Origin of the sequence: Pseudomonas sp. JZ114 (assembly GCF_051027705.1) — a bacterium.
Taxonomy (GTDB): Bacteria; Pseudomonadota; Gammaproteobacteria; order Pseudomonadales; family Pseudomonadaceae; genus Chryseomonas; species Chryseomonas luteola.
Genome location: NZ_CP069256.1, coordinates 3513054 through 3535455, shown reverse-complemented (window position 1 = coordinate 3535455; position 22402 = coordinate 3513054). Strand labels below are relative to the sequence as shown.

At 57.0% G+C, this 22402-nt stretch carries 23 protein-coding genes; 8 read left to right on the top strand and 15 right to left on the bottom strand.

The window, feature by feature from the left end; genetic code table 11:
- Positions 1 to 8: 8 nt before the first annotated feature.
- Both JQR90_RS16670 and JQR90_RS16665 read right to left on the bottom strand, forming a co-directional pair.
- Positions 9 to 1118: a sensor histidine kinase gene (locus JQR90_RS16670; RefSeq protein ID WP_434140143.1), complete on the bottom strand. Its 1110-nt coding sequence runs from the start codon at positions 1116 to 1118 to the stop codon at positions 9 to 11.
- Positions 1119 to 1121: 3 nt separating this feature from the next.
- Positions 1122 to 1886, bottom strand: coding sequence for a response regulator (locus JQR90_RS16665; RefSeq protein WP_434140142.1), 765 nt, complete (start codon positions 1884 to 1886; stop codon positions 1122 to 1124).
- 426 nt (positions 1887 to 2312) lie between these two features.
- Between JQR90_RS16665 and JQR90_RS16660 the strand changes: the two genes are divergently transcribed.
- Complete coding sequence (locus tag JQR90_RS16660; protein ID WP_010795800.1) at positions 2313 to 3929, top strand: catalase; 1617 nt, start codon at positions 2313 to 2315, stop codon at positions 3927 to 3929.
- Positions 3930 to 3997: 68 nt separating this feature from the next.
- Here JQR90_RS16660 and JQR90_RS16655 read toward each other — a convergent pair whose 3' ends face one another.
- Positions 3998 to 4450 carry a hypothetical protein gene (locus tag JQR90_RS16655; RefSeq protein ID WP_434140141.1) on the bottom strand — a complete coding sequence of 151 codons (453 nt, stop codon included), beginning with the start codon at positions 4448 to 4450 and terminating at the stop codon, positions 3998 to 4000.
- A gap of 249 nt (positions 4451 to 4699) precedes the next feature.
- On the opposite strand from JQR90_RS16655, the gene JQR90_RS16650 reads away from it, so the two are divergent.
- The 4 genes from JQR90_RS16650 to fecE are packed head-to-tail and all read left to right on the top strand — an operon-like array spanning position 4700 to position 8352.
- The gene (locus tag JQR90_RS16650) at positions 4700 to 5611 is read left to right on the top strand and encodes a Fe(3+) dicitrate ABC transporter substrate-binding protein (RefSeq protein WP_434140140.1); all 912 of its coding nucleotides are present in this window, start codon (positions 4700 to 4702) and stop codon (positions 5609 to 5611) included.
- Between the two features lie 35 nt (positions 5612 to 5646).
- Positions 5647 to 6609: an iron-dicitrate ABC transporter permease FecC gene (fecC, locus tag JQR90_RS16645; protein WP_112297967.1), complete on the top strand. Its 963-nt coding sequence runs from the start codon at positions 5647 to 5649 to the stop codon at positions 6607 to 6609.
- The gene (locus JQR90_RS16640) at positions 6606 to 7574 is read left to right on the top strand and encodes an iron chelate uptake ABC transporter family permease subunit (RefSeq protein WP_074822050.1); all 969 of its coding nucleotides are present in this window, start codon (positions 6606 to 6608) and stop codon (positions 7572 to 7574) included. Before fecC ends, JQR90_RS16640 begins: the two co-directional genes overlap by 4 nt.
- Positions 7575 to 7578: 4 nt before the next feature.
- Complete coding sequence (gene fecE, locus JQR90_RS16635) at positions 7579 to 8352, top strand: Fe(3+) dicitrate ABC transporter ATP-binding protein FecE (protein WP_434140139.1); 774 nt, start codon at positions 7579 to 7581, stop codon at positions 8350 to 8352.
- A gap of 107 nt (positions 8353 to 8459) precedes the next feature.
- On the opposite strand, the gene JQR90_RS16630 is transcribed toward fecE, so the two are convergent.
- The gene (locus JQR90_RS16630) at positions 8460 to 8837 is read right to left on the bottom strand and encodes a response regulator (protein WP_219651050.1); all 378 of its coding nucleotides are present in this window, start codon (positions 8835 to 8837) and stop codon (positions 8460 to 8462) included.
- 26 nt (positions 8838 to 8863) lie between these two features.
- On the bottom strand, positions 8864 to 10564 hold the full coding sequence (locus JQR90_RS16625) for a histidine kinase famiy protein (RefSeq protein WP_434140138.1): 1701 nt from the start codon (positions 10562 to 10564) through the stop codon (positions 8864 to 8866).
- A gap of 185 nt (positions 10565 to 10749) precedes the next feature.
- Between JQR90_RS16625 and JQR90_RS16620 the strand changes: the two genes are divergently transcribed.
- Positions 10750 to 11214 carry a DUF192 domain-containing protein gene (locus tag JQR90_RS16620; protein WP_010795792.1) on the top strand — a complete coding sequence of 155 codons (465 nt, stop codon included), beginning with the start codon at positions 10750 to 10752 and terminating at the stop codon, positions 11212 to 11214.
- A 104-nt stretch (positions 11215 to 11318) separates the two neighbouring features.
- Here the strand turns inward: JQR90_RS16620 and JQR90_RS16615 are convergent, their stop codons facing one another.
- The gene (locus JQR90_RS16615; protein ID WP_010795791.1) at positions 11319 to 11909 is read right to left on the bottom strand and encodes a Yip1 family protein; all 591 of its coding nucleotides are present in this window, start codon (positions 11907 to 11909) and stop codon (positions 11319 to 11321) included.
- 426 nt (positions 11910 to 12335) lie between these two features.
- Between JQR90_RS16615 and JQR90_RS16610 the strand changes: the two genes are divergently transcribed.
- Positions 12336 to 13244, top strand: coding sequence for a M23 family metallopeptidase (locus JQR90_RS16610; RefSeq protein WP_010795790.1), 909 nt, complete (start codon positions 12336 to 12338; stop codon positions 13242 to 13244).
- Positions 13245 to 13281: 37 nt separating this feature from the next.
- Here JQR90_RS16610 and JQR90_RS16605 read toward each other — a convergent pair whose 3' ends face one another.
- The 7 genes from JQR90_RS16605 to JQR90_RS16575 form a co-directional block, all read right to left on the bottom strand.
- The gene (locus JQR90_RS16605) at positions 13282 to 13917 is read right to left on the bottom strand and encodes a LysE family translocator (RefSeq protein ID WP_010795789.1); all 636 of its coding nucleotides are present in this window, start codon (positions 13915 to 13917) and stop codon (positions 13282 to 13284) included.
- 132 nt (positions 13918 to 14049) lie between these two features.
- On the bottom strand, positions 14050 to 14802 hold the full coding sequence (gene pstB, locus JQR90_RS16600; protein WP_230382260.1) for a phosphate ABC transporter ATP-binding protein PstB: 753 nt from the start codon (positions 14800 to 14802) through the stop codon (positions 14050 to 14052).
- A gap of 17 nt (positions 14803 to 14819) precedes the next feature.
- On the bottom strand, positions 14820 to 15695 hold the full coding sequence (gene pstA, locus JQR90_RS16595) for a phosphate ABC transporter permease PstA (protein ID WP_010795787.1): 876 nt from the start codon (positions 15693 to 15695) through the stop codon (positions 14820 to 14822).
- Positions 15695 to 16675, bottom strand: coding sequence for a phosphate ABC transporter permease subunit PstC (gene pstC, locus JQR90_RS16590; RefSeq protein ID WP_010795786.1), 981 nt, complete (start codon positions 16673 to 16675; stop codon positions 15695 to 15697). Before pstC ends, pstA begins: the two co-directional genes overlap by 1 nt.
- Positions 16676 to 16746: 71 nt before the next feature.
- Complete coding sequence (gene pstS, locus JQR90_RS16585; RefSeq protein WP_010795785.1) at positions 16747 to 17766, bottom strand: phosphate ABC transporter substrate-binding protein PstS; 1020 nt, start codon at positions 17764 to 17766, stop codon at positions 16747 to 16749.
- Positions 17767 to 18059: 293 nt separating this feature from the next.
- Positions 18060 to 18311 (bottom strand): hypothetical protein, encoded by a 252-nt coding sequence (locus tag JQR90_RS16580; protein WP_010795784.1) that lies wholly within the window; start codon positions 18309 to 18311, stop codon positions 18060 to 18062.
- Between the two features lie 223 nt (positions 18312 to 18534).
- Positions 18535 to 19485 carry a nucleoside hydrolase gene (locus JQR90_RS16575; protein ID WP_010795783.1) on the bottom strand — a complete coding sequence of 317 codons (951 nt, stop codon included), beginning with the start codon at positions 19483 to 19485 and terminating at the stop codon, positions 18535 to 18537.
- Between the two features lie 153 nt (positions 19486 to 19638).
- Here JQR90_RS16575 and JQR90_RS16570 point away from each other — a divergent pair, with 153 nt between their 5' ends.
- Positions 19639 to 20706, top strand: coding sequence for an NAD(P)-dependent alcohol dehydrogenase (locus JQR90_RS16570; protein WP_010795782.1), 1068 nt, complete (start codon positions 19639 to 19641; stop codon positions 20704 to 20706).
- 37 nt (positions 20707 to 20743) lie between these two features.
- Here JQR90_RS16570 and JQR90_RS16565 read toward each other — a convergent pair whose 3' ends face one another.
- The gene (locus JQR90_RS16565) at positions 20744 to 21097 is read right to left on the bottom strand and encodes a hypothetical protein (RefSeq protein WP_434140137.1); all 354 of its coding nucleotides are present in this window, start codon (positions 21095 to 21097) and stop codon (positions 20744 to 20746) included.
- A gap of 759 nt (positions 21098 to 21856) precedes the next feature.
- Complete coding sequence (locus JQR90_RS16560; RefSeq protein WP_010795780.1) at positions 21857 to 22285, bottom strand: hypothetical protein; 429 nt, start codon at positions 22283 to 22285, stop codon at positions 21857 to 21859.
- Positions 22286 to 22402: the final 117 nt, after the last annotated feature.

The following is a 22402-nucleotide window of genomic DNA, read 5'->3' as shown; positions in this document are numbered from 1 at the left end:
TAAAGGCATCATGCCGAGCGTATCGGCAGCATGATAAGGGCGGTCAGACCGCCGCCTGGGGTTTCTTCCAGGCACAACGTGCCGCCTTGGTTTTGAATGGACTCCCGCGCAATGGCAAGGCCCAGCCCCACGCCGCCGGAGTTGCGGTTACGAGAGCCTTCCAGGCGGAAAAACGGCTCGAATACTGCCTCGCGGTATTGGGCAGAAATTCCGGGACCGTGATCGCGCACCTGTATTTCTATGGAGTCAGGATGTTCCTTCAATACGATTTCGGCGCTACCCCCGTAGCGCAGTGCATTATCGAGCAGGTTGGTCAGGCATGAGCGCAGGGCCATGGCCTGGGCCCGGACAGGCTTGCACTGGCCACTCAGCGATACAGCGGCTCCGTCATCCAGAGCGTTTTCCGTCAGTGATTCAGCCAACGCCTGAATATCGAACAGCACCCAGGGCTCTTCACTGCGTTGCTCGCGCAGGTACTCCAGTGTTGCGTTGAGCAGGTTAATCATGTCGTCCACATCCTGCGTTACACGGCTGCGCAGTTGAGGATCGTCGATGTCTTCCAGCCTGAGCTTTACGCGGGCCAGTGGTGTACGCAGATCATGGGAAACCGCCGCCAGCATCCGTCCGCGTTGCTGGATCTGCGCTACGATGCGTTCGCGCATCTGGTTCATCACCCGTGCCGCTTCACGGGTTTCGTGAGGGCCCGTTTCTGGTATGGGAGGGCTGTCCAGGTTATCGCTCAGGTCCTGCGCTGCCGCGGTGAGACGGCTGATAGGGCGGGTCAGCAGACGGGCGCTGATCCAGGCAGCAACCAGCAGAGTGCCTAACTGGAAGGGGAACGGTCCGCCCAACATCCAGCCAAGCTGACCTAATGCCGAAACCGGCGGTCCGGCAGGAGGCGGGAGCGATGGATTGGTAAAAGGCGGCGGAGGGTGAGGACCACTGAATGCTGTGATCGCGGGTGGTGGTAGACGAGACTCAGCGCCTGGCGGCAGCAGGGGTGGGTCGGGCTGCCTTCCCATATAATGGAACCAGGCGAAGGCCAGCAGGTGGCCCAGTACGATGGCAATGACCAGTACGCCGAACAGACGCGCAAATAGGGTGTCCAGACGGCGCACGGGTCAGTTTCCGATTTTCTGGGCGTCGAACAGGTAGCCTTCGCCGCGCACCGTCTTGATAAGCGTTGGTGAGCGGGGGTCGTCTCCCAGCTTTTGCCTTAACCGTGAGACTTGCAGGTCGATACTCCGGTCGAACGCCTCGATGGCGCGTCCACGGGTGGCATCCAGTAGCTTGTCGCGGCTGAGTACCTGACGCGGGTGATCGATAAATACCCAGAGCATTCGCACCTCGGCGTTGGATAACGGAACGACCATGCCGTCCGGTGAGTGCAGCTGGTGCCGCACTCCATCGAGCTTCCAACCATCGAAGCGGATATGCGTGCGTGCAACATTCCGGCGTACGCCTCGCGTATCCTGAGTTCTACGCAGTACGGATTGAAGACGGGCGACCAGCTCCCGTGGTTCGAAGGGTTTGGCCATGTAGTCATCGGCACCCAGCTCAAGGCCAATGATCCGGTCCATGGGCTCCGACTGGGCCGTCAGCATCAGGATGGGAATACTGCTGTCCTGACGCAGCCACCGGCACAGAGACAATCCATCTTCACCAGGCAACATCAGATCCAGAATGATGATGTCGTAGCTGTTGCCGCCCAGCTTCTGCCGCATCTCGGTGCCACTGGCCACGCCGTCGACATACAGATTGAAGCGCGCCAGATAATCACCGATCAGCTCGCGCATGGGGGCGTCGTCATCGACCAGTAAGACCCTGGCCGTCCAGCGGCTGGGCTCATCAGCAACGGGCGATGCAGGAAAAGGCTGGCGGTCCATAGATACCTGGCGAAAACAAAAAGGCAGGGCCGGAATGCTAGCGAGTCGCCCTACCGGCATCTATAGGTAGCGGCTGACCTTACCTCTTCTTTACAAACCGATACATTCGACCGATAAGAAGAACTAATGGATGGGTTTAACGTTATCAATGAGGTCGCTTGAATAAAGGCGAAAGCCAACTTCGAATAACCCCCTGTTTCCAAGTACTCAAACCATGCCCGAAGGCAGGCTGGGCAAGGGCTCCAGCTATTCATGCGCTTTTGGCGGGGCGGTTTGCTAGACCGTTCTCATCGGCACTTTGCCATGCTGCCTGACACCTGATTGTCATGCTATGTCCGCCTAATGGCGCTTCGCTTGGCCGAACTCCCCGTAGCTTTCCAGACCTAAATAACTCCAACAACCGTGAATTTAGGCTTGGAAATCGCTATGGCTGACGAACAGAAAACACTCACAACCCGTCAGGGGCATCCTGTCAGTAATAACCAGAGCCTGCGCAGCGTAGGCGAGCGCGGCCCGGCTACGCTGGAAAACTATCAGTTCATCGAAAAGATTACCCATTTCGACCGCGAGCGCATCCCGGAGCGCGTCGTGCATGCCCGTGGTACGGCGGCGCATGGTTATTTCGAACCCTATGGCAAGATCGGCGACGAGCCTGCCAGCAAATACACCCGAGCCAAGGTGCTCACCAAGACCGGCGTTCAGACGCCTATCTTCCTGCGCTTCTCCACCGTGATCGGTGGCAAGGAATCGCCCGAGACAGCTCAGGACCCCCGTGGCTTCGCCATCAAGTTCTATACTGAAGACGGTAACTGGGACCTGGTCGGTAACAACCTCAAGGTCTTCTTTATCCGTGATGCGATCAAGTTTCCGGACATGATCCACGCGTTCAAGCCGGACCCTATCAGCAACCGTCAAGAGCCCTGGCGCTTCTATGACTTTGTGCAGCATCATCCTGAAGCGCTGCACATGGTGACTTGGGTCAAGAGCCCCTGGGGTCGCCCTGCTACCTACCGCAACATGCAGGGCTCCAGCGTAAACACCTACAAACTGGTGAATGACAAGGGTGAAGCGGTACTGTGCAAGTTCTCCTTTGAACCCAAGCAGGGTGTGAAGAACCTGACCAGCGAGCAGGCTGCTGAAATCCAGAAAAATGACGTGGGGCATGCCACCCGCGACCTGTACGACGCCATTGAGCGCGGTGAATTTCCCGAGTGGGAAATGTGCGTTCAGGTCATGTCCGAGGATGAGCACCTGAACTTGGACTTTGACCCACTGGATGACACCAAGCGCTGGCCGGAAGACAAGTTTCCGCTGCTGCCGGTAGGCCGAATCGTCCTGAATCGCAATCCGTCCAATGTCTTTGCCGAGACCGAGCAGTCTGCCTTTGGTACTGGCGTGCTGGTAGACGGTATCGACTTCTCCGACGACAAGATGCTGCAGGGCCGGACGCTATCGTATTCCGATACCCAGCGTTATCGCGTAGGCGCCAACTACCTGCAACTCCCGATCAATGCGGCAAAAACCACGGTAGCCACCAACCAGCGCGATGGCTTCATGGCCTACAACGTGGATAATGGTGGAGAAAACCCTCATGTGAACTACGAGCCCAGCACCCAGGGCGGTCTGCGTGAAGCACCCAAGCCCAAGAAGGACTACCACCAGTGGGTCGAAGGGCATCTGGGACGTTATCAGACCACCAAGACCGCGGCGGATTACAAGCAGGCCGGTGACCGCTATCGCACCTTCGAGGACTGGGAGCGTGAGGACCTGATCAACAACATCACAGGCGATCTCAAGCAGTGCCCGGAAAACATCCAGCTGCGGATGATCTGGCATTTCTGGCATTGCGATCCGGATTACGGTCAGCGTCTGGCCGACGGTGTGGGTGTTGATATCGAAAAGGCCAAGGCACTGCCGCCATTGGAAGGCCGTCCGGCACCGGGCCAGGATCTGGACGTGACCCTCTATGACACCGGCGAGCCGGAAGGGGATAGCAAAAGCAATCCCACGCAGGCCAGCGTCATGACTGACAGCGTCAAGTAATCTCCCCAAAAGGCCGTTGAGGCCTGGTTTGGCGGCTACGTCGACTCATGAGCGACGTAGCCGCTTTTTTATTCAAGCGGCAGTCCCAGCTCCTTTTCGATTTCCACCTTTGAAATGCCAAAGTGGGTCATCAGAAAAATGATATGGCTTTCCAGCCCATGTGGCGCATCTTCGGCTTCTAACGTATCCAGCGATTCCATCTCACCTTCTTCATCTTCCGGCGCCTCGTCCGTACGAATGCTGATGACATCGGGCTGGTTAGCCCCTGACGCATCGCGAACCAGTTCATCCAGAGCCGACTCCCGAATACCAGCCTGACGGGCACGCTCCGCCAGCTCAGCCGCAACGTGCTCGATATGGGTACGTTCCGACAGCCATTGCCGAAAGCTGACACAGGCCAGCATGGCCTCGGTGCGTTCATCGCAATAGGCCACATAGGCTTCGAAAAGCGGATGTTCGCGGTCTCCGTCCAGAACGGCTCCCAGGACATGCTCTTCACTGTTCAATGACTCGATGCTCATGCAGACCTCATCTTCGATTTGAATATGTACCTGTAAACAAGGAGGCTTGAAACAACGCGCAAGTTCAAAGCCTGTATGCAAAGTACGCAGCATAAGACGGCGAGGGTTTCATTCGTCACCGCAAGGTCGGAAAATGGTAATGACTCTTACTTGCTACGGTGAAGAGTTTTGATCCCGCGGAGCCAATGTGGAATAGTGCCCGCTTTTTTCGCCTTACCGTTAATGGCCCTGTGGGCTATCAGGTCACTCATGTTCAAGCGCTCATTTCTGTCTCTCTGTCTGTTTTCCCTGGCGGTTGTTTTCGCCCAGGCGGTTCAAGCCAATCCGATCACGCTCAATGACGGCGAGCACACCCTTACCTTGCCAGAAGCACCCAAGCGTGTCGTAGCGCTGGAGTTTTCCTTTGTCGATGCGCTGGCTTCGATTCACGTTTCGCCGGTGGGTGTTGCCGATGACGGCGATGCCAGCCGCGTCCTGCCTCGCGCTCGGGAAGCCATTGGTGAGTGGACGTCTGTCGGTTTGCGCTCGCAACCCAATATCGAGGTCATTGCCCGGCTGAAGCCGGACCTCATCATTGCGGACGAGAGCCGTCATGCCGGTCTCTATGACGAACTCTCCAGCATTGCTCCTACGCTGCTGCTGCCGTCTCGCGGAGAGAATTACGAAAGCAGTCTTACCTCAGCCGAATTGATCGGCAAGGCGTTGGACCGTTCCGTGGACATGCAGGATCGTATCTCGGCCAATCGCCAGCACCTCAAGGACATTGCGGCGAATATTCCTGCCAACACCCAGGTTCTGTTTGGTGTGGCCCGGGAAGACAGCTTTTCCGTACACGGTCCTGACTCATATGCTGGCAGCGTGCTTAAGATCATTGGCCTGACGGTACCAAGCGTGCGTGCTGGCGCAGCACCGACCGAGTTCGTGAGCCTCGAACAGCTCCTGGCGCTTAACCCCGGCTGGCTGCTGGTCGGGCATTATCGCCACCCGAGTCTGGTGGATGCCTGGAGCAAGCAGCCGCTGTGGCAGGCCCTCGGTGCGGTACAGGCCGGGCATGTAGCCGATGTGGACGGTAACGTCTGGGCACGCAACCGCGGCATCATGGCGTCCGAGCAGATTGCCGAGGATGCGCTGAAGATCCTGACCGGCAAGGGCCAAGAGTGAGCCGTACCCTGGCGCTGTGCTTTGCTTTCGGGGCGATGAGTGCGGTAGGCCTTGGGCTGTTCTGGTTGTCGTTATCGGTCTACTCGCCCTTCGTCATTACCCGGCAGGATGCCTTCCACGGGCTGTTCTCCGGCGGCCAGGGCGGTACGCAGATTGCCTTTGTTGTTGCGCAGCTGCGTGTGCCCCGAGCAATGGCGGCCGCCCTGGTAGGTGCTGCATTGGCCATGGCGGGGGCGCTCATGCAAGGCATTACCCGCAATGAGCTGGCATCGCCTTCTCTGTTTGGTGTCACGGCGGGAGCGGCGCTGGGGCTGGCGCTCTTTTCAACCGGATTGGTGGCGCTGCCATTGCCGGGCGGTGCCATGATCATGACCCTGCTGGGCGGTGCGTTTGCCTGGGGGATCGTGTTCAGCCTGGGCAAGGCGTGGTCGGTGGGGGATACCCAGGGCCGTCTGGTACTGGCCGGTGTGATTGTCGCGGCGCTGTGTGCGGCATTGACACGGCTGACCATCATTCTGGTCGAAGATCAGGCGCAGAATGTCCTGAACTGGCTGGCAGGCTCCTTTGCCAACGTCACTTACAGTCAGGTTGGACTGCTGTGGCCTGCCGTGCTGATCGGCGGCGTCCTGGCGCTGGCCTGCGCGCCCCGGCTCAATCTCATCAACCTGGGCGATGACGCGGCCCGCTCGCTGGGTGTTCGGCTTGCCGGGCTGCGGCTGTTGGTCTTTGCGGTCAGCCTGTTGCTGGTAGGCGCGAGCGTCTGTGCTATCGGGCCGATCGGCTTTGTCGGTCTGGTCGCGCCCAACATGGCCCGCTACTGGCTGGGGCACGATTACCGTGTGCTGGTGCCCGCCAGTGCCGCTCTTGGCGCGGTCATCGTTCTGGCCTCCGATATCCTGGCTCGCGCGGTGGCGTTTCCGGCTGAAACGCCGGCTGGTGTAGTGACGGCTCTGGTGGGGGCGCCGTTTTTCCTATGGCTGGCGAGGCGCTCCCGATGAGCCGTCCTGCCGCTAGCCTGATCGCGCTTATTGCCGTATTGCTCGTCGTCTGCCTGGCGAGTCTGTGCATCGGCACGCAATGGTTGAGCCCTGTCGAGGCGATCCAGCACGTTATCGCCCATGACGCGCAGGACTTTCTTGTCTGGCGGCATCGTCTGCCGCGAACATTGATCGCTGTGCTGGCCGGAGGAAGCTTTGCCCTGGCAGGCGCGTTGGTGCAGGGCGTGATTCGCAACCCGCTCGCTTCACCCGAGATTCTGGGGGTAACCCAGGGTGCGGGGCTGGCATTGACCATCGCGCTGATCTATTTCCCTGCGCTTTCGCTTGTCTGGCTACCCGGGGTAGCCTGCCTGGGGGGTGCGCTTGGCGCAGGTGCCCTGGCACTCTACAGTGCCGGGCGATCCTTTTCCGGGGTACGTTTTGCGTTATCGGGTGTGGCGATTTCACTCACCCTTGGCAGCGTGATCGAGTTTCTGATCCTGTCTCACCCTCTTAACATCAATACCGCCCTGCTAGCCCTGACCGGTAGCCTGTGGAGCCGCACCTGGCATCATGTTGGACTGGCCGTACCGCTGCTGGCAGGGCTGCCCTTGGCGCTTATGCTGGCCAAACCTCTCAATCTGATTGGGTTGGGCGATGAAGCCGCTTCGGGACTGGGGGTTCGCCTGGGCCCAGCACGACTCGCCGTGCTGGTACTGGCCGTGATCCTGACGAGTCTGGGCGTGGCGATCATCGGGCCGGTCAGCTTTATCGGTCTGGTCGCACCGCATCTTGCGCGCCGCCTGATCGGTGGCCGTCATCAGTGGCTACTGCCAGCAAGCGCCATTGTAGGCGCCATTCTGCTGGTACTGGCCGATACCTTGGGGCGAGGACTGATCCCACCGGTTGAGATTCCAGCCGGTATTCTCACGGCCATCATTGGCGCGCCGTATTTTCTATGGCTGCTCACGCGGCTCAAGGGGTGACTCCATGCTCGAAGCAGTCGCATTGACACTGGGATATGGCAGCAAGGCCATTGTCGACACGCTTCATTTCAAGGCACCTGCCAGCCAGGTGACAGCCTTGATCGGCCCCAACGGCTGCGGCAAGTCGACCTTGCTCAAGGCCTTTGCCCGAGTGCTGACACCCACGCAGGGCGAAATAAGGTTGGGCGGTAGGGCATATGCCTCTCTGTCTGCGAAGGAGATCGCTCGGCAGGTTGCCTTTCTGCCGCAAGTGTTGCCTGTGCCGGAAGGGGTGACAGTCGAACAGCTGGTGGGCTACGGCCGTAGCCCGCATAACGGCCTTTGGGGGCGTCTGCGCCAGATGGACAAACCCTATGTGGAAGCAGCGCTTGAACGCATGGGGCTTGGCGAACTGCGTGGTCGGCTGTTGGCGGACCTTTCCGGTGGCCAGCGTCAGCGCGCCTGGCTGGCCATGGTATTGGCGCAGGATGCATCCGTGGTTCTGCTGGACGAACCCACAACCTATCTGGACATCTGCCATCAGGTCGAGCTGCTCGAACTGATGCAGTCGCTTGCAGGGGAGGGCAAGACAGTAATTACCGTACTGCACGACCTGAATCAGGCCTGTCGCTATGCTGATCACTTGGCTGTGATGAAACAGGGTGCCCTGCAAGCGCTCGGCTCACCTCACGAGGTTATCAACCCTGCTTTGGTGAAAGAGGTGTTTGGCGTCCGGGTACAGGTCATGAAAGAGCCCTGCGCCGGCACCCCGATGTGCGTCATCGAAGGTGTAGCCTAAACAGGGTATCGGCAGATGGGGTCGCCTAGATGGGGTCGCCTAGACGGGGTCGCCTAGACGAGATCGTCTGGACAGCGCCCATCAGGTGTGTGATTCCGGTCTGTACTCTAAGCGGTCAGGTTATGAGCCGTCTGCGCATCGGCCAGGATATCCCTGAGCCGTTCGGCAAGCTGCATCAGCCTGACCGGCTTCATAAGTACTACGATCCGGTTGGCCTTATCCAGATCATTGTTGCAGGGATAGCCTGACACGATCATGGCGGGCAGGTGTGGCCGCCGCGCCCGCAACTGATCGATCAGCTCCCGACCATTCATGCCGGGCATGGACAGGTCTGTGACCACCGCATCAGCGGCGTCTCGGGCATCGGCTTCAAGCGCTGCCAGGGCATTGTTCGCGACGGTTACGCGATAACCGCTGGCCTCCAGAAAACCTTCAAACAACATGGCGATTTGCGTGTCGTCATCTACTACCAGAATGTGTTGCATGTATTCCTCAGACTGAACACAAGGCATCAAGGCGTGGAAGAAGGCTTGTCACGCTTGAACACCGCATGGATATGGTCCACCAGCTCGTTACGGCGATAGGGTTTACTCAGAACGTTCATCGAAGCGTCTCTAACGTTCTGGTTGGCCAGCTCATCCATGTATCCCGTGGCAAGCAGGACAGGGAGGTTAGGCAGCCGCTGCCTGACACGTTCTACAAGTACCAGGCCATTCATGCCTCCCGGCATGATCACATCCGTAAATAATAGATCGACCTTTCCATGGCGGTCGAGCAGCTGAAGTGCTTCCTCGCCGCTCTGGGCCGAGAGCACCGTATAACCCAGCGAACTCAAGTAATCCTCAGTTACCCGACGTACATCTTCACTGTCCTCTACAAGCAGAATGGTGCCCGACTCTGAAGGCTGTGTTGAGGCGCGAAACGGCTGCTGGTGCGGAGAAAAAGCCTGCTCCTGCGTAATCGGGAAAATCATGCGTACGGCCGTCCCCTTGCCCTGTTCGCTTTCGATTTCCAGGCGTCCATTGGATTGCTGAACGAAACCGTGAACCATGGCCAGCCCCAATCCAGTGCCTGGCGCCTTGGTCGTAAAGAAAGGCTCTGTGGCACGGCGAATCACTTCGGGGGACATGCCTTCGCCTTCATCGATGATACAAATCACCACATACCCACCCGGAGGCAGGTGATGCACATCAATGCGCTCACGGTTGGTTATCGTGGCTGTTCCAATCGTCACCTTGCCGTCCTTGGGCATGGCGTCGCGTGCGTTGATGAGCACATTGAGTAGCGCCATCTCCATATGCGTTGGGTCGATCGTGCAATAAGGCAGGCCTGGTTTGAGGTCCAGGCGCAGATCGATTCGCTCGCCCAACGCCCGCACCAGCATTTCGCTGAAATCGATGATCAGGGCGTTCAGGTTAAGGCGTTTGGGTTCGAGCCGTTGTTTGCGAGCAAAGGCCAGCAGCTGTTGTGTCAGCTTGCCGCCCCGTTCGGCCGCTTGTTGTGCGTTCTCAATGGCCTGAGAGAGGATCGGATGGGTATGTGCGTACTGACCCGCCAGTTCGAGGTTGCCCGTAATGACTTGTAGAAGATTATTGAAGTCATGGGCCAGCCCCGCGGTGAGTTGCCCGATAGCCTCCATCTTCTGTGCCTGCCGAAACGAGTTTTCGGTGAGCCGCCGCTGGGTGATATCCATCTGCGAGGCAAACCAGTAGAGCAGCTTGCCGTTCTGATCCGACACCGGCCCCATGAACAGCGCATTCCAGAAAGGCGTTCCGTCAGCTTTGTAGTTGAGAATGTCTACAGCCACTGCGCGATGTTCACTCAAGGCAGTGCGGATTTCGGCAACCGTAGTCTGGTCGGTCTGCTCGCCTTGAAGGAGGCGACAATTGCGACCCAGGATGTCTTTTTCAGTATATTGCGTCAGGTCCATAAACGCCTTGTTGGCGAATACGATGGGCGTATCAGGCTGATTGGGATCGCAGACGACCATCGGCATGCGGGTCATCTGCACCGCGGCAAAAAAGATATTGTTACGTTCATCAAGGCCTGTGTGGGTAACGTAACCTGCCTGCCAATGGTTTTCGCCGGGATTGCCCAAGGGGTTATAGGCATTGCCTTCCAGTTCGCCGGACGCCGGTACGCCTGCGCTTTGGCCGTCGCCTTCAACCTTAATCGCCTGTTCACGTTCGAAATCGCTTTTGCCCAGGACCATGCTCGCTTCCCATATGAAATACAAACCCGTCGGAGAAAGGCAGAACGGCATTCCTGGCTATTGTCATGATAGGGTCTGTCGCTGTCCTGACGTCGATGCCTTAGCTACTCTTGAATGGACTTTAAGCGGCTCGATTGGGTTTCATGCCTTATCCTTCCGTTGATCACATCAGGGCTTCTGGAATCATGCCGTATTTATCGCTGTGCTTTTGGACGCGCCGAGCTTCAGCGCTGCGGCGGCGAGACCTGTCGGTTATTCTGGGAGTCCTCATCGCCTCGGTTGAATACGCTCAGGCATTCGAGCGTAAATCGATGCAGGTGGGCATTCATACGGTCACGGTCGAGGTTGCCGATACCGCTAGTAAGCGTGAGCAGGGGCTCATGCATCGGCATCAGTTGCCAGAAATGCACGGCATGCTGTTTGTGTTCGATGAACCCAAGAAAGTGTGCTTCTGGATGCACGATACGATACTGCCGCTCTCGATTGCCTTTCTCGATGCGCGAGGCCGTATCGTCGATATTCAGGATATGGAGCCGTTAAGCGAGGACTTGCACTGTGCGCCGTCCGAGGTCACGCAGGCGCTGGAAATGAACAAGGGGTGGTTCAGGCGGCAGGGCGTCAAGACAGGCGATCAGGTACAGGGTTTATAGCGTCTGGCTAGCGTCAGACGCCTAAAGGTTCCTGCAACGCGTTGGCGGTCCCTCATGCTAGGCGTAGAGCACGCCGCTCCGATCGCAGGAGCGGCGTCACTGTATCAGCCGAACTGCAGGCCGTACCCCCAGAGCAGTACCGTCATCGCCATCAGCAGTTCAAGCACGAGCACGCCAATGGCCAGTGTCGAGCCTGACATGATGAAGCCTTCACGGCGATCGATATTCAGAAAGTTCGGGATACCTACATAGAGCAGGTAGGCGGTGTAGCAGAGCCCGGCAATCCCGGCCAATGCACACAGCCAGACCAGCGGGTAAAGCGCAACAAGGCCGCTTAAAAACATAGGCGTAGCAATGTAACCTGCAAAGACTACGCAGCGTTCCTTGCTGGGCCGGTCAGGATAGCGCCGTGCCAGCCAGTGAATCACACTGCCCATCACGTAAACGGCACCCAGCATCAAGGCGTAGGACATTACCCCTATCGTGAAGGCTGTCCAGGGTGACAGGCGAAGAAGATGATTACCGCCAAAGCTCCAACCCAGTTGGGTCGTGCCAATAAAGGCGCAGACTGCTGGAATCGCAGCCAACCAGAGGATGTGATGCGCATACGCATGGGAAACCGACTCCCTCTCGTTATCGATCTGCTTCCATTCACGATCAGGATGGGCCAGAAGGCCCCAAACGTGATTGATCATGACACACCTCACTTTCACCGAAGGACGCTATCGGCGAAACGTTGTAGGTCCTCCGCAGCAGGCCGCTGCGAGAGGTGCGGCCTGTTTTCAGTATAGAAAGTCAAAATGCTTGGTCAGGTCATTGCTATGAGCATTTGGTCATAAGTAACAAACCTTAAAGATCAAACTGAAATGAAGAGATCGGCCACCTGCTTACTGACCGATGAATGGTCTACCTGAGCTGGGCTAGGCGCCATAGAGGCGATAGATGGTAAGGCCTGATGTCAGGACGCTATCAGGAAGTTTGATTTGCCTCTCACTTTGAAAGTGTGCGCTGGAACTCAACCTCCTCGCTCTGGATCATAGGCCGATCCCGCCATGCAATCGGCGACCCTTCGCCCGCCAATCAAGCGTGGGCACAGACCTTACCGAGTGACGGATCACAGCATGCGCTATTTGTGTTCAGCTTTATTGACTTCATGGCTGCTGGCCTCGCCCACATGGGCCATGGCAGAGCAAAGCAAGGAAACCTCCCTGATCAGCAAGGCTGATCAAACGAGCCTCACGGAAAAGCCTCGTGCCAAGCGTAAGGGCGGTGTTCGTCTCCTGACATTGAACACCAAAGCAGGCAAAGCGCTGGAAGTCCGCAATGATATGGACGTACCTGTAACGGTGACGGTGCGCTTGAGCCGTACTGTCAATGTAGGCGGGGTTGGTAATGGCGTGATTCGCCAGACGGTCCCAGCCAATAGTCAGCTTCGTGTGGCCACGCTGCAGAAACGTCAGCAGGGCTTCCCGATGCACTATGACCAGGCGTTCAGCTTTTCTCCTCATTTCGCACCAGGCAGTGGCGGCGGGCTGGGCAACCCCAACAGTTTGGCCAGTATTACAGCCGGCTACGCCTATTCCTTGCCCTGGCAGGGCGGTCCGTTCTTCATCAGCCAGGGTGCGAACGGTGACTTCAGCCACCATACGCCCAAGGGCCGTTATGCCGTGGATGTCGCCATGCCTGAAGGCACGCCCGTCGTAGCGGCGCGTAGCGGTACTGTCATCGAGATCCAGAATCGCCAGTTCGGGCATGGACCGAGTCCGTCAGGCAACTTTGTTCGTATCCAGCATGATGATGGTACGCAGAGTGCCTATCTGCATCTCAAGCGTGGCTCGGTTGTCGTAAGGGAAGGACAGAAGGTTACGACAGGCACACCCCTGGCGCAGTCGGGCAATACCGGACGCAGTACCGGGCCGCACCTGCATTTCGTGGTTCAGCAGGGCGAGGGGGATGCGCTGGTGTCCATTCCTTTCCGCTTCGCCAGACCTGTAGGCGAGTTGCCCAACTTCGCGCTGGGCGGGCAGTAAACATCGCATGGCGGGGCCCGCTTGCCCCGCCTGCCTATCAGCGTGAAACGATCAGACGCACGCCCAGCGCGACGAAAATGCCGCCTGCGACTCGATCGAGCCATAGCCCAATACGGGGCTTTCGCTGCAGCCATTGCCCGGCTGCGCCCGAGAAGTACCCCAACAGACCAAACAGCACCGCCGCCTGAAGTGTGAACAGTACGCCCAACTGCAGGATTTGCAGACTGGCATGACCCTGTTCGGCAATCACGAACTGCGGCAAAAAGGACAGGAAGAACAGCACGACTTTTGGATTGATCGCATTGGCGAACAGACCTTTGAAGAACAGCTTGCTCAGCGACTCATCAATCTGAACATCATTATTGATACGCGTCTGCCCGGTACTACGCAGCGCCTGGATACCAAGCCATATCAGGTAGAGCCCGCCGGCAATCTTGAGGGCAGTGAAGGCCGTGGCCGAGGCGGCAATCAGTGCACTGACGCCTAGAGCGGCCAAGGCGGTGTGCGCCAGACAGCCGAGTGCGCAGCCAAAGCCAAATACCATGCCGCGCAGTCGCCCTTTGGAGACGCCAATACCTAAAACCATCAAATTGTCTGGACCCGGTGAGGCGGTGATCAAAAGAGCCAAGGCCAGAAAGCTCAAGAATTGCTCAGGTGAGAGCATGTGAATCATCTCTTCTCGTAATGGGGAGCAAGAGATAGTGCAGGGAGGGCGGTACAACGTAAAGGGGGTAGAAGCACCACGCCTCGCTCAAGGTCCTTGAGAGACACCCATAAGCGAGGTGTGGCGTGCTGTTGCGCTACATCAACCGAACCGTCCGGTGATGTAGTCTTCGGTCTGCTTTTGCTTAGGCTTGGTAAAGATCAGGTCTGTCGACCCCACTTCGATCAATTCACCCAGGTACATGAACGCAGTGATATCCGAACAGCGGGCGGCCTGTTGCATGTTGTGGGTCACGATCACAACAGTGAACTGCTCTTTCAGATCCGTGATCAGCTGTTCAATCTTCATGGTTGAGATCGGGTCAAGCGCTGACGTGGGTTCGTCCAGTAGCAGTACGCGGGGACGCAGGGCAATGGTCCGGGCGATACACAGGCGCTGCTGCTGACCGCCGGAAAGACCCAAGGCGCTCTGCTGGAGCTTGTCCTTCACCTCATCCCACAATGCTGCGCCGCGAAGGGCCTGCTCTACGCGATCGTTCATTTCGACGCGGGACAGTTTCTCGTGATGGCGAATGCCATAGGCCACGTTGTCAAAGATCGACATCGGGAAGGGCACCGGCTTCTGGAATACCATGCCCACAGTGCTGCGCAGGCGGCTCAGCGAATACTTGGGATCGAGGATGTTTTCCCCATCGAGCAGAATCTCGCCGGTAGCCTTCTGATTGGGATATTCGGCGTAGATGCGGTTGAAGATACGCAGAAGCGTGGACTTGCCGCAGCCGGATGGGCCGATGATCGCGGTGATCTTGTTGGCCGGGATATCCAGGTTAATGGATTTCAGCGCGATATGGTTCTTGTACTGGAACCCAACGTTGCGCGCGCAGATTTCTGGCATATGCGTCTGAAGATTGCTCATTGGGCACCTTTATTACGGGAGAAAACGAAACGGGATAGAAGGCTCAGGACCAGAACAAAGATAGTCAGTAACAGCGCACCTGCCCACGCCAGCGCCTGCCAGCTTTCGAACGGGCTCATGGCGAACTGGAAGATGGTGACCGGCACACTGGCCATCGGCTTGAGCAGGTCGGAGTTCCAGAACTGGTTGCCAAAGGCGGTAAACAACAGCGGCGCCGTTTCACCGGTAATGCGCGCCATGGATAATAGAACGCCTGTTACCACACCAGCTTTGGCTGCGCGTAGCAGGATTTCAATGGTGACTTTCCACTGCGGAATACCCAACGCCAGGGCCGCCTCACGCAGGGACGCAGGCTGCAGCTGAAGCATTTCGTCCGTGGTCCGGGTCACTACTGGAATCACCAGCATGGCAAGCGCAAGCCCACCGGCAAAGCCCGAAAAGCTGATCGAGCCGTTGGTGAACTGGTTCATCGGGATCACGACGGCGGTGTAGACGAACAGACCGATCACGATGGACGGGGCGGACAACAGGATATCGTTCACGAAACGAATCACCGTGCCCAGCCTGGAGGTACGAGCGAACTCGGCCAGCCATAGGCCGGCCAGAATGCCGATAGGCGCACCGATTGCCAAGGCAAGCAGGCTGATCAGCACGCTGCCATACAAGGCGTTGGCCAAGCCCCCTTCGGCGCCGGGCGGTGGCGTCATCTCGGTAAAGAGCGTCAGGCTCAGCGCACTACCACCCTTGATCAGGGTAGTGGCCAGAATCCAGACCAGCCAGCCAAGGCCGATGATCGCCGCCGCGCTGCTGAGCGTCATGGCGATGGCGTTCTTGATCTTGCGGGCGCGATAGAGGTTTTCGTTGACGGCCATCAATTACCTGCCCGACGCGACATACGCGCCAACATGAGACGGGCCAGCATCAGCACGATAAACGTGACGACGAATAGCAAGAAGCCCAGGGCGATCAGCGAGGAGCGATGCAAATCAGTATAGGCCTCGTTGAACTCGTTAGCGATGACCGAAGCAATGGAGCTGCTGGGCATCATCAGCGATAGGGACAGCTGGTGGGCGTTACCCAGTACGAAGGTCACGGCCATGGTTTCTCCAAGAGCGCGTCCCAGGCCCAGGAAGATACCGCCGACGACTGCTGAGCGAGTGTAGGGAAGAACGATATCCCAGCAGACTTCCCATGTCGTTGAGCCCAAGGCATAGGCCGACTCTTTCAGCTGTTGTGGAACGGTACGGAAGACTTCATACATCACCGAGGTGATGAAGGGCAGAATCATGATCGCCAGAATAATGCCGGCGCTCAGCATGCCGATACCCAAGGCTGGACCCTGAAACAGGCCGCCGATAACGGGAATGGCGCCCAAGTAATCATTGATCCAGGGTGCAAGGTATTCCGCCATGAACGGGCCGAATATGAACAGGCCCCACATGCCGTAGATGATCGAGGGAATACCCGCAAGCAGTTCAACTGCGGACGCAACCGGCGTACGCAGCCATGGTGGTGCGATCTCGCTTAAAAACAGCGCGATACCAAAGCTGACCGGTACGGCCAGGATCAGTGCAATCAGGGATGTTACAAGAGTGCCGTAAATCGGTACGAGTGCGCCGAAGCGTCCGTTGACCACGTCCCATTCACTACTGGTCAGAAAGGACCAGCCAAAAGTAGAAAAGGCCAGGCGACCGCCCCAAAGCGTAGAAATCGCAGCGCCCAGCATGACGGACAAGACAAGAAGCGCAGCGGTCAACAAAATAATACGGAACCAGCGGTCATGGCGCGTATCGCGTCTGGCGCGGCGCTCCCGTTGTTCCCGATTGGCGGTCGTGTAGGGTATTGCGGGCATTTTAAAGGATCCTTAGCAATGCACCCCGCCTCGAAGATCGGGGCAGGGTGCACGGGGAGGGCAGAGGGGAATCAGCTCTTGAAGTCAGATGCCCAATACGCCTCGATTTTCTCAACCAGAGAGTCCGGTAGCGGGACATAGTCCAGGGCTGCGGCATCTTTCTGGCCATTTTCCAGGGACCACTTGAAGAAGTCGAAGGCTACCTTGCTACGCTCAGCATTCTTCGGCTCCTTGTACATGATCACCCACGTCGTGGCAGTGATTGGCCACGCGTCAGCACCTGGCGCGTTGGTCATCAGCAGGTTGAAGTCCTTGGAGGCGCCCCAGTCTGCAGTATCAGCAGCGGCCTGGAAGCTCTTCGCGTTGGGCTCAACAAAGGTGCCCGCCGCGTTTTTCAACTGAGCATGGGACATCTTGTTTTGCAGGGCATAAGCGTATTCGACGTAGCCGATGGAGTTCTTGATCTGCTTGATGTAGGCAGAAACTCCTTCGTTACCCTTGCCACCTACACCGGTCGGCCAGTTGATGGTGGTGCCGAAGTTGACCTTTTCCTTCCACTCAGGGCTAACCTTAGCCAGGTAGTTGGTAAAGTTGTAGGAGGTGCCCGAGCCGTCGGAGCGGTGTACGACGGTGATGTTGGCCGAAGGCAGCTTCAGGTCCGGGTTCAGCGCGGCGATGGCCGGGTCGTTCCAGGTCTTGATGGTACCCATGAAAATCTTGGCCAAGGTTTCGCCGTCCAGCTTCAACTGGCCGGGCGCAATGCCTTCCACGTTAACGACCGGTACGATACCGCCGATCACGCTGGGGAACTGACCCAGACCTGACTTTTGCAGATCGTCAGTGCTCAGCGGGGCGTCGGAGGCACCGAAATCAACCGTGCCCGCCTTGATCTGGGCAATACCGCCGCCCGAACCAATGGACTGGTAGTTGATACGGTTTTGGGTTTTCTGGCTGTAAGCCTGAGACCACTTCGACAGTACCGGGTAGACGAAGCTGGAACCGGCGCCTGTAACGTCTGTGGCATGAGCGACCGTGCTCAGGCAGAGAGCAGACAGAAGAGCGGCAAGACGGAAAGTGCGAGTGGCGTACACGATGCCTCCTAGGCATGTCTGGCTGTTAAGTGAGGCAGAAGCTAGTTTGTGTACGTGAAATTAAAGCGACAAATATGTTACAGAATTATGAACAAGCGGCACTGAGCCATCAGGAGATTGTATCCAGGCGTGTTTTTCAGCTTTTAAATTGTCTTGATCCCCCTGAAAACAAAGGGTTCCGGAGGATATGGAAGGTTTATCCGAAATTTTTTGTCTATTTGTGCAAACCGACCGTGTGGGTGCTGTCACGGTCGGTTTTAAGACAGGTTATTACGTGAGTCAGCCTGAAAGGCTTAACGCGGTGATTCGGCATTACCTTCTTTCTGAGGATCTTTTTCAGCTTCCTCAAGGCGCGCGGCATGATCGGCTTCTGCCGCGGCGGCACGCTCGGCATCGGCTGCCTGCTGATTACCGGCGGCTTCATGCTCCTTGGCCTTTTGCGCGTGTTCAGCAGCCTCCTTGCGGTGGTCCTCAGGCTGGTCATCACACCCGCCGAGTCCTGTCAGGGCCAAGGCTGTAAACAGGATGGCTAACCATTGGCGCATGGTGTACTCCCCCTTCTCATAATGATGTCGCTTGGAAGACAGCCGCTTTGCGTTAGTTCCAGCGAGGGCCACGCAAGCGGCTGTCTGCGGTGGTTGAGCCTGAAAACTGAGAACTACGGCAATGCTTGAGCAGAAAAAGCTGTGGCGGTAGAGGCGATGGGTATCGCTGTACTCCACCCATCGTGCGGGCGCTACGAAATGAGCCGTAGCGCCATGACCGGGCTTAGGTATTGGCCGTCAGGACCTCTTCCATCCAGTGCACGACTGCTTCGCCATCGATGCCCATGCACACGTCGACGAGAGGTGACTGGCTCCACCGGTCTCCTACGAACTGGCGGCCTTCGGGTGCAAATACGGTCTGGCCTTCGGCAAGCCCCTCGGTTATCACGTTCAGGTGGCCGCGTACGGTCTGGAACCACTCCGGATGACGCAGGAATGCCACGGCGCAGCTGTCATGGGGTGTACAGCCGTCTATGCCCAGGGCCGATTTGTAGAACTTGGCATAGAAGGCGTAACTATGGGCCAAGAGTGGACCCAGGGTGCGGTGCGCTTCGGTGATGCGCTGCATGCGCACCGGATCAAGGCAGGTGCGGTGGGTAACGTCCAGGCCTACCAGTGTGAGCGGCCAGCCAGCCGTCATGACGCGGGCGGCTGCATGCGGGTCGGAAAACATGTTGGCTTCCGCCAGTGGCGTAACGTTGCCGCCCTCACGGATCGAGCCGCCCATAACGATCACCTGCTTTACGCGGTGGATAACCTCTGGATCAAGCTCCAGGGCCTTAGCCAGATTACCCAGCGGGCCGACAGCCACCAGGGTGATTTCGCCGGGACGCTTGCGCGTTTCCTCGACAATGAACTCGGCCGCACTCTGGGACACCGCCTGACGCGTCGGGGCGGGCAGGTTCAGATTGCCCAGGCCGTCATCGCCATGCACATGGGCGGGAACAGGGTGAGGCGTTTTTTCCAGCGGAGTACCCATGCCCTGGGCCACGGGAATGTCCTGACCCGCCAGCTCGACAAGCGATAAGGCATTACGCGTGGCCGTCTCGATCGAGACATTGCCGAAGGTGGTGGTCAGGCCAACCACTTCGATGCCCGGATCAGCCATGATGATGGCAATGGCCTGGGCGTCATCAATGCCCGGATCGGTGTCGAAAATGATAGGGGTTGTCATGCGGTCATGTCCTTCTTGCTAAAGAGGGTGGTGGCGTTTGCATCAAGGCGCGCCAGGACCCGATAGGGGCACGGTAACTTTGCCGGTGGAAACGAGTCCACTGTTTCCTGCCTTTTTCTGGCCGTTACGGCCTTCTGCAAGAGGACGATAAGCATGATCAAGTCTCAGGGCTATGCCGCTCATTCCCCTCAGGATCCACTGGTACCGTACAACTTCGACCGGCGTGATGTAGGCCCACACGATGTACAGATCGATATCCTGTACTGCGGCGTCTGCCATTCGGACCTGCACACTGCGCACAATGAATGGAAGAACACGCTATACCCGTCAGTACCGGGACATGAAATCGTTGGTCGTATCGTAGCGGTTGGTGATCATGTGACCCGCTTCAAGGTAGGCGATGTGGCTGGCGTAGGGTGCATGGTCGATAGCTGTCAGCAATGTTCTTCCTGCAATGAAGGGCTTGAACAGTATTGCGAGAACGGTTTCGTTGGCACCTATAACGGCCCGGTCTTTGGCGGCGAGAATACCTATGGCGGTTATTCCGACAATATCGTCGTCAGCGAAAAGTTTGTTCTAAAGATCACCCATACCGAAAATCTGGCTGCCGTTGCACCGCTCCTGTGTGCCGGTATCACCACTTACTCGCCGCTCAGCCACTGGAAGGTCGGCCCGGGCAAGAAAGTAGGTGTTGTTGGTCTGGGCGGCCTGGGCCACATGGCAGTCAAGATTGCCCATGCAATGGGGGCCCATGTCGTACTGTTCACAACCTCGCCCGACAAGAAAGACGACGCGTTGAGACTGGGTGCTGACGAAGTGGTAGTGTCGAAAAATCAAGACGAGATGAATGCACACCTGAACAGTTTTGATTTCATCCTCAACTGCGTGGCCGCCTCGCACAACCTGGATGCGTTCATTTCCTTGCTCAAGCGTGACGGCACCATGACGCTGGTGGGCGCGCCCGGTGAGCCGCATCCGTCTCCCGACGTGTTCAACCTGATCTTCAAGCGTCGCCAGATTGCCGGATCGTTGATTGGCGGAATTGCCGAGACCCAGGAAATGCTGGATTTCTGTGCCAAGCACAACATCGTCTCCGACATCGAAATGATCAAGATGCAGGACATCAACGAAGCCTACGAGCGCATGCTCAAGGGGGACGTGAAGTACCGTTTCGTGATCGATATGGCCTCGCTGGAAGAGGCCGCTTCTGTCGCCGCCTGATCACCAACAGACAAAAGCCCGCCTTGTGCGGGCTTTTTTATGGGTGGGGTAGAAGGGCCAGTCGCTTGAGTTCAGCCACAACACGCCTTACGCGTGCCTCCACGGTCATATCGCCTTCCAGCCTAAGCACCGGGCAGGTACGCTGGCACAGCCAGGCGGTATGGTTAGCAAGGCTCCTGCTCCCAACCGCGGGACCACTATCGTATTGAGCAGCCCAGTCCAGAAACTCGGGGCTGGCTGAGCCGAAACGGGCTTCCTCCCGTGCCTTGAGGCGGGGTATGCGGATTTCAGCGGGCAGGTAAAGAAACACAATCAGGTCGAACAGGTTTTCGAGGGAGTCCCCGTAGTTCATGATCGAGCCGGAAATAATCACCGTCTCACTGACCTGCATGTCTTTAATCAACAGCGCATTACGCTCGAACTTATCGCGTCGCTGGGTATAGGGTGTTTCAGTGGGTAATCAGTAATAGCCATCTGCATCCAGGGCCACGCCATGCAGATGTGTGGCCAGTGCGACACCCAAGGTTGTTGTACCAGACCCTGATGCGCCCGTAATCAGTATGTTCATAAAGCAGGCTCCACCTTGGAGATGAGGGCAGGGCAGAAAAGCGTTACATGGTACAGAGCGGTTATTTAGAGCTGCTAACAAAACCTCATAAATGAGCGTAGGCGGCAGGGCAAGGGTAAGAGATTTCAGTGAGTATCACGCTTGTGCTTGCCTATATCAGCCAACCAGAAATGGGTTTTGTTAGCGGCTCTTAATAGTTATCCCTGAATATCTAATCAAATTATTATTTCGATTTTATAAATTGATATATTGGATTGATTTTAGTAGAGGCTTCGGTTGTTACCTAAAGCTTAATACAGCTGGTATCTCAAAGAGAAAGTGCAGGCAGGTAACATGCTCTAGAGCGCAAACGGGACAGCTGCATTACGCTTGAGACATGGCTGATCGGTGTTTATCAAGCAATTATAGACGCAGGGGCGTTTCTAATTTGCGAGCCCCGAAAAGTGTAGTCGTTAGGTGTAGCGAATAGGCGGTGTAGTCGTTTAAGTCCTCTTGCTAATTAATCGCTACACCAAGGGCATACGCTTTTGATGTAGCTGCTGGGGTACACCCTAATGACTACGCAAAAAAAGCTATCACCAGCTAGTTTCGTATCAGCTTGACATGCACATAGCTGACAAGATCATCGTCAGGTTTATGATAGATACTTATCGTTCTTGCGCTTTGTGTAAACAGCAATCCAGGAAAAGTTGGTTCTATGCCTGGTAGTTGAAATGACCTAATTGTTTTAGCCGGCTCACCAAGAAGCGCCTTGGCATCAGCTAATGTTGTAAGAGTAGATAGCTCTTCTTTCAGCTCGTCCTGAGCGGGAAAAAATTTGCCAACCGATTGGTAGTACACTCGGTAGCCAGTAACAACATCAACATCTTGGGCATGAAAGAAAATTCCTGCCTCAGGAACATTTATAAACTCGTCACTCTCGATCTTTGAATATTCAACTAGCGCGGCGGATTTTCTAAGTTCTAGTAATACTTCCATGATGGGCCGTGACAACTGTGCGCTTGGTTTCATTCAGAAGGTGGCTCCATGGTTTCTTATATTCTCAAAAGTAGTAGTAATCTAAGACTGGCCTTGATTTTGAGGTGTGCGATTACTAATCATGTGTAGTCGCTGGGGTATACGCTAATA

Coding starts and splice junctions, on each gene's coding strand:
- JQR90_RS16630 (WP_219651050.1), bottom strand. CDS start 8,837: ATGCAACACATTCTGGTAGTAGATGACGACACGCAAATCGCCATGTTG.
- JQR90_RS16665 (WP_434140142.1), bottom strand. CDS start 1,886: ATGGACCGCCAGCCTTTTCCTGCATCGCCCGTTGCTGATGAGCCCAGC.
- JQR90_RS16610 (WP_010795790.1), top strand. CDS start 12,336: ATGCGCTATTTGTGTTCAGCTTTATTGACTTCATGGCTGCTGGCCTCG.
- fecE (WP_434140139.1), top strand. CDS start 7,579: ATGCTCGAAGCAGTCGCATTGACACTGGGATATGGCAGCAAGGCCATT.
- JQR90_RS16570 (WP_010795782.1), top strand. CDS start 19,639: ATGATCAAGTCTCAGGGCTATGCCGCTCATTCCCCTCAGGATCCACTG.
- JQR90_RS16660 (WP_010795800.1), top strand. CDS start 2,313: ATGGCTGACGAACAGAAAACACTCACAACCCGTCAGGGGCATCCTGTC.
- JQR90_RS16565 (WP_434140137.1), bottom strand. CDS start 21,097: ATGCAGGTCAGTGAGACGGTGATTATTTCCGGCTCGATCATGAACTAC.
- pstA (WP_010795787.1), bottom strand. CDS start 15,695: ATGGCCGTCAACGAAAACCTCTATCGCGCCCGCAAGATCAAGAACGCC.
- JQR90_RS16625 (WP_434140138.1), bottom strand. CDS start 10,564: ATGGTCCTGGGCAAAAGCGATTTCGAACGTGAACAGGCGATTAAGGTT.
- JQR90_RS16655 (WP_434140141.1), bottom strand. CDS start 4,450: ATGAGCATCGAGTCATTGAACAGTGAAGAGCATGTCCTGGGAGCCGTT.
- JQR90_RS16650 (WP_434140140.1), top strand. CDS start 4,700: ATGTTCAAGCGCTCATTTCTGTCTCTCTGTCTGTTTTCCCTGGCGGTT.
- JQR90_RS16615 (WP_010795791.1), bottom strand. CDS start 11,909: ATGATCAATCACGTTTGGGGCCTTCTGGCCCATCCTGATCGTGAATGG.
- JQR90_RS16575 (WP_010795783.1), bottom strand. CDS start 19,485: ATGACAACCCCTATCATTTTCGACACCGATCCGGGCATTGATGACGCC.
- pstB (WP_230382260.1), bottom strand. CDS start 14,802: ATGCCAGAAATCTGCGCGCGCAACGTTGGGTTCCAGTACAAGAACCAT.
- fecC (WP_112297967.1), top strand. CDS start 5,647: ATGAGTGCGGTAGGCCTTGGGCTGTTCTGGTTGTCGTTATCGGTCTAC.
- JQR90_RS16580 (WP_010795784.1), bottom strand. CDS start 18,311: ATGCGCCAATGGTTAGCCATCCTGTTTACAGCCTTGGCCCTGACAGGA.
- JQR90_RS16620 (WP_010795792.1), top strand. CDS start 10,750: ATGCCGTATTTATCGCTGTGCTTTTGGACGCGCCGAGCTTCAGCGCTG.
- JQR90_RS16605 (WP_010795789.1), bottom strand. CDS start 13,917: ATGATTCACATGCTCTCACCTGAGCAATTCTTGAGCTTTCTGGCCTTG.
- JQR90_RS16640 (WP_074822050.1), top strand. CDS start 6,606: ATGAGCCGTCCTGCCGCTAGCCTGATCGCGCTTATTGCCGTATTGCTC.
- pstC (WP_010795786.1), bottom strand. CDS start 16,675: ATGCCCGCAATACCCTACACGACCGCCAATCGGGAACAACGGGAGCGC.
- JQR90_RS16560 (WP_010795780.1), bottom strand. CDS start 22,285: ATGAAACCAAGCGCACAGTTGTCACGGCCCATCATGGAAGTATTACTA.